This is a genomic window from Cytobacillus oceanisediminis (assembly GCF_007830235.1).
GTDB lineage: Bacteria > Bacillota > Bacilli > Bacillales > Cytobacillaceae > Cytobacillus > Cytobacillus oceanisediminis.
Genome location: NZ_VLKI01000002.1, coordinates 481,670 through 495,120, shown reverse-complemented (window position 1 = coordinate 495,120; position 13,451 = coordinate 481,670). Strand labels below are relative to the sequence as shown.

The following is a 13,451-nucleotide window of genomic DNA, read 5'->3' as shown; positions in this document are numbered from 1 at the left end:
TGGGGCCACCCTTTTTTGTTGGAATAAGATGATTATCCTGGTCCGTATACAGTGTGCGTTGAAAATCCGATTTGGCCTCGATTTTAATAGCTTTGTATCGTGGCCGGTTTTATGCGTCGTTTTAACTGAGTGTTGCGTCGTTCCAGCCTGCTTTTGCGTCTTTTCAGCTGGTTCTTGCGTGTCCATTCAAGCCCATTTTGCGTCGTGGCCGTTTTTTTGCGTTGTTCCGGCTAATTTTTGGGTCGTCACTGATAGTTTATACGCCGTTCCGGAGGTATTATGCTTCACTTCAGTTCTTTATGCGCCACTTCCGCCAACTTATGCGTCAGCTCTTACAGCTTATGCGTCACTTTTCAAATATATGCGTCACTCGTTGAAATGACGCGGTCTAAGGCCGGTGGAGGTCCCTCTGGCTCCCGATTAGCATTCTTCAGGTGTTCCAGTGTTTGTAGCTGTACGGAAGGATGACCCGCAGCCGCATGATGCGATGGCGTTTGGATTGTCGATGGTAAATCCGCCGCCCATCATGGATTCTTTGTAATCGATTTTTGTTCCTTTTAAGATTGGCGCATCTTCCTTGCTGACAAGAACCTGAATGCCATGGTGTTCTGCCTGGATATCATTTTCCTCTACTTCATGAGCAAAGCCCATTCCGTATGAAAGGCCGCTGCAGCCGCCCCCCTTTACCGCCACACGCAAGAAAGCATCTTCTTCTTCGTTTTGTTTCATCATTTCTTTTATATGCAAAGCCGCTGCTTCTGTAATTACCACTACTTGTTCCATTTCTTTTCCCTCCTGTCAATGTAAGGATACTTCTATACTCATAGTATATACAGTAAATGTTATGTGCTCAACTTAAGAAGCTTAACTATGTTATCTAAACTTTCCATCACTCACCAAAATCAATTCTCTTAGTTTTAAATTCAGCCTGCTTTACATACCCATACAAGTATGGACGAACAAGAAAAAAAACTGACTTAAAAAGACATGTTTAAATGACCTTTTAAGTCAGCCTCCTTTACGCTGTCCTTTCCAAGGAAAGCAAGGGTTATTTTTTCTTATACAGCATCTTCCACTTCATTTGTGATTCTTTTTGCATTTATATCTGACAGCTTGACTACAGAAAAGCCAATCATTGAAAAAATAATAGAAATAATAGGAACCGAAAAATTTAAAATTGCATATGGGGCATAAGCAAATGCAGAGACGCCTAATGTACCGAATATGAAAACTCCACAGGTATTCCATGGAACAAAAACGGACGTAATGGTTCCGCCATCTTCTAAAGCACGTGAGAGATTCTTTGGATGCAAGTTTCGATCCTGATAGGCCTTTGAGTACATACGAGATGGTACAACAATGGATAGGTATTGGTCAGCCGATGCAATATTGGAAAAAAACGCTGTCAAAACGGTGGAAGATAGTAATCCTTTGTCTGACTTTACCAACTTTAAAATCTGCTTTACAATCGCTTCTAGCATTCCGACACTCTCCAGTACACCTCCAAAGGCAGCAGCAACCAGAATTAAAGAGAGGGTATACATCATCCCATCAATGCCTCCGCGGTTCAGCAGGGTGTCCACCATCTCATTTCCCGATTCCAGGGTAAAGCCTGCCTGCAGAGCAGTGACCGCTTCCCCTACTGAACTGCCCTGTATGAAAACCGAAGCCAATGAACCAAGGATAACACCTAAAATAAGAGCTGGAAGAGCCGGGACCTTGCGTGCAACTAGAACAATAACAATGACAGGGATCAGAAGAAGAAATGGAGAAATTAAAAAGTGCTCCTGCAGGGTTTTCAATACACTGTCTATTTCCCCGGTCCCAGTTGTTGCAGATGAAAATTGTCTCCCGAGATACCAATAGACGCCAAGTGCAATAATGAGTCCAGGGATCGTGGTATAAAGCATATGCCTAATATGTTCAAACAAGTTTGAACCAGATAGGCCTGATGCTAAAACCGTAGTATCGGATAAAGGTGACATCTTGTCCCCAAAATATGACCCGGAAATGACAGCCCCCGCAATCATGGGAGCAGGAATCCCCATACTCATACCAATTCCCATTCCTGCTACCCCGATTGTGGCCATAGTAGACCAGGAGCTGCCGATAGCCAAGGATACAACACTGCAAATTATTGTAATAGCTACTAGGAAATAGGCGGGAGATAGCAGCTTTAACCCGAAGTAAGTCATTGATGCGATAACTCCGCCGCCGATCCATGATCCAATAATCATTCCAACCACAATAAGTATCAGTACAGCAGGTAAAACTAAACGAATCCCTTTGTATAATCCTTCTTCGATATCCTTCCAGCCATATCCAACTCTCCATGCGATGAAGGCAGCAATTAATGTACCAAAGATTAGCGGAACATGGGGACTGCCCTCAAAAACGATTATCGTAATAGCCATGGCAGCCATCATCGCAGCCAAAGGTAAAATAGCCAAACTAAAGGAAACTTCTTTCTTTTTAGTATCCAAGTGTTTTCCTCCTTCATTGAATATTGTGCCATTCCAGGTATTTGTGAAAGTTGCCAGCCATTTAATCATAAAATACAAGAAAATGGAATTTTTTTCTAAATATTCAGATTATTTTATCCGAATTAATCCTAATTGAAGATTACAAACTATCTTTCAATTATAGAAAAAATTTATACGTTCCAAAAGACGGCAGTTCTCCACTGGAACAGCTCGTCTTTTAGAACGAATCCTCTGGCCCTTCATTAATTCTGCCGTGAAAAAGATTTACTAGTTATTGACTGAAATCAAAATAGTTTCTTTTTAATAATCGAGGCTTTGACATTAATTCTCCATAGCTTAATTTTTTCTCCATGTTACGTGTATCAATTAAATAAAGTTGATCTTCAATGGCTTTTACTATTTCTTCTGATTGGTAATTCATTCCGCAACTTTGGCAATAGATTGATGGAGTCTCATTTATTTCAATAGACAGTTTTCCATCAGGTAATTCCCAAAACACAGTATCTCTTGACTCTGCTACGATTCCTTCCTCACACCATTCACAAATCAAAGCTTACTCCCCCTTGCTTCCTGCACCAGCAAAGTACTTTTTCAATTGTGTTTGATATTTTTTCTCCTTTAACTCATCACGTTTATCCCGTTTGTTCTTAAGAGAATCATGGTTAGGGTTTTCTTTATAGGATTCACGTTTATCCAATCTTTTTAGTCCTTCCGGCACGATATTGAAACTCTTATCATCCAGAATCGATAAAACGCCAGTGCTTTCATAATTTTGGTAGACTTCAGGGTATAACTTATTATAATAAGAATCCGCCTTACCAGGTTCGTAGGTGTTTGGTTCCGGATAAGAGGTAATGACCCCTTCAAAGTTTCGAAGAACGACTTTACCTGCACTTTGTGAAATGATGTAATTTGGCTGAAGCGGTATTTTGCCTCCGCCCCCTGGTGCATCTACAACAAACGTTGGCACAGCATAGCCTGATGTATGCCCTCTCAGGCCTTCCATAATCTCTAAGCCTTTACTAATTGGTGCTCTGAAATGTCCAATCCCTTCGGATAAATCACATTGATAAATGTAATAAGGGCGGACTCTAATTTTGACTAAATCATGCATCAGCTTTTTCATAATCGGGACGCTGTCGTTAATACCAGCTAAAATCACGGCCTGATTACCTACTGGCACTCCGGAATTTACCAGCATTTCACATGCGCGTTTTGATTCTTCAGTGATTTCAATCGATGTATTAAAGTGTGTATTCAGCCAAACTGGATGATATTTTTTTAGGATATTACATAAATTTTCTGTAATTCTTTGAGGGAATACAACTGGTGCCCTTGTCCCGATACGAATAATCTCAACATGCGGAATATCCCGTAAATTTTTAAGAATGTACTCTAAAATATTGTCATTAATTAATAAGCCGTCCCCACCGGAAATTAACACGTCCCTTACTTCAGGAGTTTCGCGAATATACCCGATTGCTGCATCTAATTGCTTTTTAGGAACACCCATTCCTATTTGGCCGGAAAACCTTCTTCTTGTACAATAGCGGCAATACATGGAGCATTGGTTAGTTACTAGAAATAATACTCGATCCGGGTATCGATGGGTTAATCCTGGTACAGGTGAATCTTCATCTTCATGAAGTGGGTCCTCTAAATCATATCTTGTTTTATTAATTTCGCTTGAAATTGGTACAGATTGCATGCGGATTGGACATCTAGGATCATCCGGATCCATTAAAGAAGCATAGTAAGGTGTAATATTCAATGGAATTGTTTTTGTAGAAATTTTAACTCCTTCTTCTTCCTCAGGCGTTAAATTAATGATTTTTCTCAAGTCCTCTACATTTTTGATTGTGTTGGTAAGCTGCCAAACCCAATCATTCCACTGCTCATCTGTTACATCCTTCCACAGTTCAAATTCCTTCCAATGCTTTTTAGGTTTATAAAGTTGCTGTAACATATTGTCTCCTCCTAAAATAGATTTTTTATTTAAATCCTAAAATCTAGGAATGATCACTATCGATTTCCTTTTCCATATAATAGCGGTCTTCACCTGCACCAAACTCAGAAAACCTGGTTCCTTTGATCTCAAACCCTGTTCGTTCGTATAGCTTTACAGCACTAGTATTACAGGTGCTGACAGTTAAGCAGACTTTCTTAAAGCGATCTTCTTTTAATATAGGGAAAATATCCCCTAAGAATTTTTTGCCAATTCCTCTGCCTTGCTGATCAGAACGAACATAGAATCCAAAAATATAAGCCTTGTTAACATCCTGGTAGTCCCTCATTAATTCACAGACTGCAATGGGCTTTGAATCTCCTTCCTCCCGATAAAGAATGATTTTTCCATATCTGGCCAAAGGAACAAGAGTCTGTTCATCGATGGCACCAATTCCAGGAAAGGCATCCTTCTCCATTGCCATCATAATTTGTAGCTGATCCGGGTTTAAGGAAGAAGGAACTTCAATGTAAAAAGATTTCTCGGCTATCGTCATGTATAATTCCTCCTAATGTAACGAGTAGGTTGGGCTCTTTAAGGGCCACATATTTTCTGGTATATTCTGATAATTGAAATTTAATAGGTTATTAGACGATACACCTGGTGCATCTACGTAAATCACTTTGCTAACCAGGGGATCAAAAGCTGCTCGAAAATGATTTTTTGCCTTTAAACCAAGAATTTTTTTGTTTTTTGGTTCAATCCCTATGTGGCGAAACAATTGAGGATCGTTAGCTGACATCGGCCTTCCAATAAGTAAGATATCGACTTCACCGACCTGGATATGTGCAGCTCCCTTAACATCCACTCTTAAATGTTTGTTCATGGGTCCGGTGTTACAAAATACTCCATCTGATAAAGCGATAACCTTAGCTATAACAGGGACAGGGAGTCCGAACTCAGGAGAGGTTTTCCCCCCGAGATTCAATTGGACCATTTGATTTACACCGGCGTTCGTACATGCTTTTATAGATTGAGGGTCGGTTAGTGCGCCAAATAATGAATCTGGAACATTTGCTTCAATCATCTCTCTTAATAAAAGTGTTGTATCTCCGCTTCCACAGCTTAAGGGATTATCAGATATATCAGCCAGGACGACCGGTTTATCCGCATTCAGAGATAATGCAAGCTGCAATCCTTCTTTTGCGCTTGGAAGCTTTACGATGAATTCCTCTCTAATATCCCAGTATTGCTTTGCAAGAAAATCAGCTGTATCTTCAGCCGCTTTTTTATTCCTCCCGATAACATGGACGCTTGCACCAGCCATCGGGATATCTGAATAAGGAAAACCGCCAAAAACGGACACATTTGCGATTTCTTCCTTGCTTTCCATTTTAAAAGCCAAATCGATCATTTCCTTCATGGGACCTTCTTCCGTCCTCATATTGATAGAAGGAGGCATCATTGGGAGCTTTCGGAAGGCTGAATAATAGCTCGCGTCTCCCCTGACATGTTCGGCTAAAATTCTGGCAGCATTTATTCCTTGTAAATACATATCGGTATGAGGATACGTTTTAAACCCGAAATGATACGGTGTGTAACCCATCATTTTCTCACTTAGATTAGCGTGCATATCAAGCGTAGTGGCGATTGGTGTTCCAGGACTCAATTGGGATTTGATTTTTCCCATTAATACCTCTTCAGGGTCAAACATATCTTCAACGATCATCGCACCATGTAAAGCAAGTAAAATTCCATCCAGGTTTGAAGCTTGTTGAATTGAAGTGAGCATATCCTCTTCTATCATCATGTAAGCTTCTTTCGAAACAATACCTGATGGAGTGGCAGCTGCGCATAATAATGGAACGATTTCAATATCCTTTTCCTTGCTAAGCTGATCCAGGAACCCGCCAACTTCCGTCTTTGTGCCTTTATAGGCTTTCACAATTTGTTTGCCTTTAAAATACCCTTCATTTTTAAAGTCGCTAATTTCAGTTTTCAAAGGACTAAAACTATGTGATTCATGATAGAAAAATGCGATTCCAATACGATAAGTCTTCATCATTTGTCACATCCAATGCCGATTAATAAGACGTATAAATTGATTTCCATTCTGTCATCACATCAAAAGCGTGATAAGAAACCTCACGATGGCCGTTTCCTGATTGTTTCATTCCGCCGAAAGCAACGCCCAGCTCAGCATTTGAAGTTCCGTTATTAATGTAAACAAGCCCGCTTTCTACATCTCTTGCTCCCATGTTTGCAAGCTTGAGATTATTTGTGAAAATAGAGGTTGATAGTCCATACACTGTATCATTATTTACTTCAATGGCTTCTTCAAATGAATCTACCTCAATAAAGGCTAATACTGGTCCAAAAATCTCTTCTTGAGCAATGCGATGATGCGGCCTGACATTCGTAACAATCGTTGGTTCATAGAAATAGCCTTTTAAGTCATGCACCCTATTTCCGCCGTAAACAATTGTTCCGCCTTCTTCTGCTGCAATTTGCACATATTCTTCAACAATTTTCAGCTGATTTTTATTAACAAGAGGCCCGATATCGCTGTCTTCATTGAGCCCATTACCAATCTTTAATGACTTTGTTAGATTTACTACCTTCTTTAAAAGTTCAGAGGCAATATTCTTTTGGACAATCACCCTGCTCGCAGCAGTGCATCTTTGGCCAGTAGTGGTAAAAGCAGACTTTACAATGGCTTCAGCCGCCTTATCCAGATCAGCATCCTCCAGGACAATGACTGCATTTTTTCCTCCAAGCTCCAAAGAAATCCTTTTAAGAGTTTTACTGCATAGCTCTGATAGTTTACATCCAACAGAAGTAGATCCTGTAAATGAAACTACATTTACATGTTTATGCATGGATAGCTTCTCCCCAACGGTTCTTCCAGAGCCCATAATGAGGTTCAGCACTCCAGGAGGCAGACCGATTTCATCAAAAACCTCTGTAAATAGTTTAGCGGATAGCGCTGTTTCGGAAGCCGGCTTCCAGACTACTGTATTTCCAGTGATTAAAGCTGCCAATATTTTATATCCGGCAAGAGCAACCGGGAAATTCCAAGGTGTGATGCAAGCTACAACACCAAGCGGCTCCCTGACCATTAAGATATTCCGGTCAGGGGAACCAGATGGAACCGATTCGCCAAAAAGGCGGCGGCCCTCACCAGCCATATATTTACATGTCTCAATTACAACATTAACCTCTCCCAAAGATTCTCCGAGAACTTTTCCCATTTCCTTTGTTATCATTTCAGCAATTTCCATCTTTTTCTTTTCGAAAGCGTTAGCAGCCTTCCATAAATAATCCGCTCTTACCGATACTGGGGTTTTGCGCCAAGTTTTAAAGGCCCGTTTTGAAGCATCGACAGCCAAATCTATTTGAGCTGCCGAAGCACTGGCACAGACTCCTGTTAATTCAAGCGTTGATGGGTCAACACTATCGAAATAGGACTGATCGGGATCACAAACCCAGTTTCCATCAATATACAAGTCTGCTTTTTCAAGTTCAGCCTTTACGTTCTCGTACATAAAACTACCTCCCCCTTAATACTGTGATAATGGACTGCTCTAATATGGTTAAGCCCTGGTCTAACTCGTCTTCATCAATATTCAAAGGCAGCATAAGCCGAATGGTTTGGCCTTGAACGCCGCAATTCATAATAAGCAGTTTATTTTTTAGTGCTTCCTCTTTAATTTTTGGAACAACCTCCATGGCTAGCCGGGTGTCAAATTCAATGCCAATCATCATCCCTATCCCGCGTATATCAATGATTCCAGGAAGGTTCTCCAGCGTTTCTCTTAATCTATTCACGATCCTATTTCCTACCTGATGACTGCGCTCAACTAATTTTTCTTCTTCAATAATGTTAATATTGGCCAACGCAGCAGCACACGAAATAGGATTTCCTCCAAATGTAGAACCATGAGCTCCTGCACTCCATTTCTCGTGGAGCTCTCTGTTTGCTACAATTGCACCTAAAGGCATTCCCCCAGATAATGCTTTTGCCAAAACCAGAATGTCCGGTGTGACATTAGCATGTTCAGCAGCGAACATCTTTCCTGTTCTTCCAAAACCAGTTTGTACTTCATCAAAAACCAGCAATATCCCATGCTTCTCTGTTATCCTTCTTAGTTCTTGCAAGAACTCGGCTGGTGCAGGGTAATATCCTCCCTCTCCCATGACAGGTTCAATAATAATAGCAGCAACTCTGGATGGGTCTACCCTCAGATCAAACAATTTTTGAAGCTGGCTGAGACAATAGGAAACAACCTTCTCTTCATCAACTTCTTTTAATTGATTTGGGTTTGGATATGGCACATGATATACCTCTCCCAAGATTGGCTCATAATGGCGTCTATATTTTGAACTTGAAGCAGTAATGGCTGTAGCACCCAGAGTACGCCCGTGAAATGAACCTTCAAAGGCGATTATGGCCGGTCTATTTGTTGCCGCCTTTGCTAGTTTAATAGCTCCATCAATGGCTTCTCCCCCTGAATTAGAAAAGAAGACAGTGTCCAAATTACCAGGTGTGATTTGGGCAATTTTCTCAGCCAGATTGGCTGCCGTTTCATAGTATCCATAATTTAAGCCAAAATGGATAAGCGACTCCGCTTGTTCTTTAATCGCTTTAACCATTTGCTCGTGGGAATGGCCAACCGCATTTACCGCAACCCCTGATACAAAATCTAAATATTCCTCGCCATCTGCAGTCCAAAACTTGGCTCCTTTGGCCCTGTCAATAACCATTTCCGTTACTCTTGTCATAACAGGTGAAAGATGTTTTTTGGATTTTTCAGCAATTTCAATTGATTTATTCTTCAATTTCATAGTGCTAACGCCTCCTTTAATTCCTGTATAAGCAGTTTTAGTGAATGATCTAATATGATTATTAATTCATCAATTTCATCCTTCGAAATATTTAGTGGCGGACTAATAATAAAATGGTCTCCGGCCACGCCATCTATGGAGCCGCTTCCTGGATATATAACCGCACCCAACTCCATGGCTAATTCATTTAATCGTTCTGAAATCTTATAATTTACAGGAAAAGCAGCGGAAGGCTGTATACTTTTCAATAGTTCGATTCCAATTAGCAGCCCTTCGCCCCGAACATCTGCAATAAAAGGATACTTTTCTTTTAGCTCAAGTAATTTGTGAAGAAGATACGATCCCATTACCTTTGCGTTTTCCACAATATTTTCCCGCTCGTATATCCTTAATGCCGACAGTCCTGCTGCAACTGAAACTGGATGACCACTATATGTGTACCCATGAATAAACTTTCCTTGGCTGTGCTGGATAAGACTGTCAATAATCTTGTCACTTGCGATCATTCCTGCTAAAGGAGCATATCCTGCTGATACCCCTTTCCCAAAAGTAATAATGTCCGGAGTAATCCCAAAATGTTCTAAAGCAAAATGTTTCCCAGTTCGTCCAAAACCCGTCATTACTTCATCTAAAATGAGCAGGATATCATAGCGGTCACAAATCTCTCTAATTTCTTTAAAATAATCTTGCGGCGGTGCCACAGCCCCTAATTGGCTCCCAGTAATCGGCTCAGCAATAAAGGCTGAAATGTTTTCTGGGCCTATTTGCAGAATGAGACGCTCAAAGTCTTGGACGCATGACCAATCCCGATGCTGTTCGCAGTCTCCTTTTTCCCTGTTATATGGACAATGACGGCAATTTGGGGAATAGATATGTTGAAATGGCAAGAGATTAGGTGTATACGGCTGCCTTCTTTTAATATCCCCTCCAGCGGAGAGAGAGCCAAATGTATTGCCGTGGTAGGATTGCCAGCGGCCAATTACTACGTGTTTTCCCTCCTTGCCGGAGTCTTTATGATATTGCCTTGCCAGCTTGATTGCACTCTCATTCGCTTCAGACCCACCAGTAGTAAAATAAACCCTATTCAGCCCTTCAGGTGCTAATTTGCCAATTTTCTCTGATAATAAATGGAGTATGTCTGTTTCAAATCTCATCGTATGAACAAATGCGGCCTTTTTCGCTTGATCAGCAATAGCCTGGGCAATTTCCTCGATACCATGGCCAAGATTAGCTGCAACTGCACCTGAACAAGCATCTATATAGCTTTTTCCATTTTTGTCGTATAAATAAATTCCCTTTCCATATGAAATGATTGGATATTCTTTGGTAAAATCGCGATGAAACACATAGTCAGTTGTCAGTATTCTTTCCATCTTTCCACCACCATGGCTATTCCTTGCCCTCCGGCAACACAAAGAGTCGCAAGGCCATAAGATAATTTTGTTTTGTCCAGTTCATGAAGCAAGGTTACTAAAATTCGAGCCCCTGAGCAGCCTAATGGATGCCCAAGTGCAATTGCTCCTCCATTTACATTGACCTTGTCCAAATTAACATCCCAGTGCTTTAAAACGGCTAAACTTTGAGCAGCAAATGCCTCATTAAGTTCAATTAAATCGATATCTGATAAAGTAAGACCTGCTTTGTCTAACGCTTTTTTAGTTGAAGATACTGGGCCTATTCCCATTTCACGCGGTGAAACGCCAGATAAAGCAAATGAACGGATGATTGCCATTGGCCTGACGCCTAACTCTCTTGCTCTTTCTTCTGCCATAAGCAGCACAACAGCCGCTCCGTCATTTCTGCCAGATGAATTCCCGGCTGTCACCGTTCCGTTTTCTATAAAGACAGGAGACAGTTTAGATAATTTATCTAATGTGGTATTTCTAGGATGCTCATCAACTGCAAACAGGCCAACATCCCCTACTCTTTTCTGAATACCGATCGGAACTATTTCATCAAAAAATTGCTGTCTTTCAATGGCTCGCCATGCTTTTTCCTGGCTTTTATAAGCAAAACGATCTTGTTCGTCTCTGCTTATCTGGTATTTTTCAGCTAGCCATTCAGCTGTTTCCCCCATGGAAAATTTTCCATAAATGTTTTCAGGCTGAGAACATGGCTGGCTTCTCACATTCGAGTCGAACAAGGTCAGGTCCCCAGGCTTTTTTCCAAATCGATTGCCTGTAAAGTAATAGGGGGCCTGTGACATATTTTCCACCCCGCCTGCCAAAACCGCTTGGGCATTACCTGTTAAGATAGACATTGCCCCATTTATAATTGCCTGCATCCCTGAACCGCATTGAAGATGGACTGTATGCCCAACCACTTTTTCAGAAAAACCTGCTTTTAATGAAGCAACTCGAGCGATATTGGGTGTTTCAGCGCTTTGCTTTGTTTGGCCTATAATGATTTCATCGATAATTTCTGAACCGTATCCCACAGAAGCAAGGTTGTTATTCATTACGGTTGTGAGCAAATCTTCGGGCGGTATTCCGGCTAAGGAACCCCCATATCTGCCGATCGGCGTCCTGAAAGCATTTACAATCGCAATCATTATTTTGCCACCACTCCATCCAAGTCACTAATTTCAATTAGATTTTGATCCACTTCAAAATGTGCTCCTGTCTTTTCAATGATTTCTTGCAATGTGACATTCGGCTGTTTATCTATTAATAATAGGCCCTCTTCCTGGACACTAAAGACTGCCAACTCTGTAATAATGAGGTCTACCTTTCGCCAGGAAGTAATCGGATAGCTTAATTCCTCAACGATTTTTGGCTCTCCTTCATTTGTTGTGTGCATCGTTGTAACAATCACTTTTTTTGAACCTTCCAATAAATCCATTGCCCCTCCGACACCTAACACGCTTTTACCGGGAACTGCCCAATTAGCAACACGCCCACTCCTATCAACTTGAAGCACTCCAAGAATAGATACATCGATATGGCCGCCGCGAATCATTCCAAATGACGCTGCACTATCAAAAAAGGATGCTCCTTCCTCTATAGAGACCGGCAGTTTTCCCGCATTCACAATATCCGGATCCACAGCGTCCGCTTTTGGTGCCGGACCAACTCCCAGAATTCCATTTTCAGAGTGTAAGAATACTTGAATATTTTCTGGAATATATTCCGCCACAAGTGTAGGAATGCCAATTCCCAAATTAACAATGTCCCTATTCTTCAGCTCCCTGCTTGCCCTTTTGGCAATTCTCTCTTTTGGTTTCATCACCTTCCTCCTCCCTTTAAAACCAAATAATCTACAAATAAGTGGGGTGTGACAATTTCTTCTGGTGATAGCTCGCCAGCCTTAACGATTTCTTCAACCTCTGCAATTACAATGTCTGCAGATGCAGCCATCAGGGGATTAAAATTCCTTGCTGATTTCGAGTAAGTTAAATTCCCAAGTTCATCTGCTTTACAAGCTTTTATTAAGGCAAAATCCGCTTTAAGTGGGGTTTGTAAAAGATAATGCTTATTATCAATTACTCTTTCTTCTTTCGCTGCTGCAAGCTCTGTTCCAGCTCCTACGGGAGTATAAAATCCTCCAATACCTGTTCCGCCGGCCCTTATCGCTTCAGAAAAGGTGCCTTGCGGAAGCAGTTCTACTTCCAGTTCCCCTGATTGGTAAGCTTTCACTACATCAGGGTTAGATGTAAAATAGGAGCCAATTGCTTTTTTGACTTTTTTCATTTGGACTAGCACCCCTAGGCCTTTTCCTGGTTCACCTAAGTTATTGCTGATGATCTCTAACTGGTTTACATTGGTTTTCGTTATTTCTTCTATAATCGTTAAAGGACTGCCAACCAATCCAAATCCTCCAACCATGATTCTTGAGCCATTTTTTATTAAATTAGCAGCTTCCTTACTGGAAATGATCTTGTTCAAAGAGCCTTTCCCTCCCTTTTCCTCAATTTATTAAGAAAAGCGCTAGCGCCTTCGGAACAAGCAAAAACCGCTTGTTCCTGCGAAGTTCATCCAAGGAAGCTTTCCTTGGTGCTCACCCCCGTCAAGCACAAGACGAGCCTCACGGAAAGGCGTTCTTTGCCTTTCAGGGAGGATTGGCTTGTGACCTCGAGGGGGTAGGCGCTGGAGCTAGACAGTTATCGAAGCTAAAATTATAAATTCTGATATTATTAAAAAAAGCCGAGCAAAACATGGCTCAGTCATAAAGACACCAAG

The 13,451-nt window shown here is 41.2% G+C and carries 12 protein-coding genes; all 12 read right to left on the bottom strand.

Annotated features, from left to right (window positions below):
* Positions 1-420: 420 nt before the first annotated feature.
* The 12 genes from IQ19_RS06185 to IQ19_RS06130 all read right to left on the bottom strand — a co-directional run bounded on the left by IQ19_RS06185 (position 421) and on the right by IQ19_RS06130 (position 13,157).
* Complete coding sequence (locus tag IQ19_RS06185; protein WP_144541023.1) at positions 421-783, bottom strand: HesB/IscA family protein; 363 nt, start codon at positions 781-783, stop codon at positions 421-423.
* Between the two features lie 275 nt (positions 784-1,058).
* Entirely contained in the window at positions 1,059-2,483 is a 1,425-nt protein-coding gene (nhaC, locus tag IQ19_RS06180) for a Na+/H+ antiporter NhaC (protein ID WP_277875285.1), read from the bottom strand.
* Between the two features lie 271 nt (positions 2,484-2,754).
* Positions 2,755-3,033, bottom strand: a complete 279-nt coding sequence (locus IQ19_RS06175) for a YokU family protein (protein ID WP_144541019.1) — start codon at positions 3,031-3,033, stop codon at positions 2,755-2,757.
* Between the two features lie 3 nt (positions 3,034-3,036).
* A complete protein-coding gene (kamA, locus tag IQ19_RS06170; protein ID WP_144541017.1) occupies positions 3,037-4,449 on the bottom strand; it encodes a lysine 2,3-aminomutase in 1,413 nt (470 codons plus the stop codon).
* A gap of 43 nt (positions 4,450-4,492) precedes the next feature.
* Positions 4,493-4,984, bottom strand: a complete 492-nt coding sequence (locus IQ19_RS06165) for a GNAT family N-acetyltransferase (RefSeq protein ID WP_144541015.1) — start codon at positions 4,982-4,984, stop codon at positions 4,493-4,495.
* Positions 4,985-4,996: 12 nt separating this feature from the next.
* Positions 4,997-6,493 carry a M81 family metallopeptidase gene (locus IQ19_RS06160; RefSeq protein WP_242020913.1) on the bottom strand — a complete coding sequence of 499 codons (1,497 nt, stop codon included), beginning with the start codon at positions 6,491-6,493 and terminating at the stop codon, positions 4,997-4,999.
* A 19-nt stretch (positions 6,494-6,512) separates the two neighbouring features.
* Complete coding sequence (locus IQ19_RS06155) at positions 6,513-7,973, bottom strand: aldehyde dehydrogenase family protein (RefSeq protein ID WP_144541013.1); 1,461 nt, start codon at positions 7,971-7,973, stop codon at positions 6,513-6,515.
* A gap of 4 nt (positions 7,974-7,977) precedes the next feature.
* A complete protein-coding gene (locus IQ19_RS06150; protein WP_144541011.1) occupies positions 7,978-9,273 on the bottom strand; it encodes an aminotransferase class III-fold pyridoxal phosphate-dependent enzyme in 1,296 nt (431 codons plus the stop codon).
* Complete coding sequence (locus IQ19_RS06145; protein ID WP_144541009.1) at positions 9,270-10,646, bottom strand: aminotransferase family protein; 1,377 nt, start codon at positions 10,644-10,646, stop codon at positions 9,270-9,272. The genes IQ19_RS06150 and IQ19_RS06145 overlap by 4 nt, the downstream gene beginning before the upstream one ends.
* Entirely contained in the window at positions 10,631-11,824 is a 1,194-nt protein-coding gene (locus IQ19_RS06140; RefSeq protein WP_144541007.1) for a thiolase family protein, read from the bottom strand. Before IQ19_RS06140 ends, IQ19_RS06145 begins: the two co-directional genes overlap by 16 nt.
* On the bottom strand, positions 11,824-12,498 hold the full coding sequence (locus tag IQ19_RS06135) for a 3-oxoacid CoA-transferase subunit B (RefSeq protein WP_144541005.1): 675 nt from the start codon (positions 12,496-12,498) through the stop codon (positions 11,824-11,826). The genes IQ19_RS06140 and IQ19_RS06135 overlap by 1 nt, the downstream gene beginning before the upstream one ends.
* Complete coding sequence (locus IQ19_RS06130) at positions 12,498-13,157, bottom strand: CoA transferase subunit A (protein ID WP_144541004.1); 660 nt, start codon at positions 13,155-13,157, stop codon at positions 12,498-12,500. Before IQ19_RS06130 ends, IQ19_RS06135 begins: the two co-directional genes overlap by 1 nt.
* Positions 13,158-13,451: the final 294 nt, after the last annotated feature.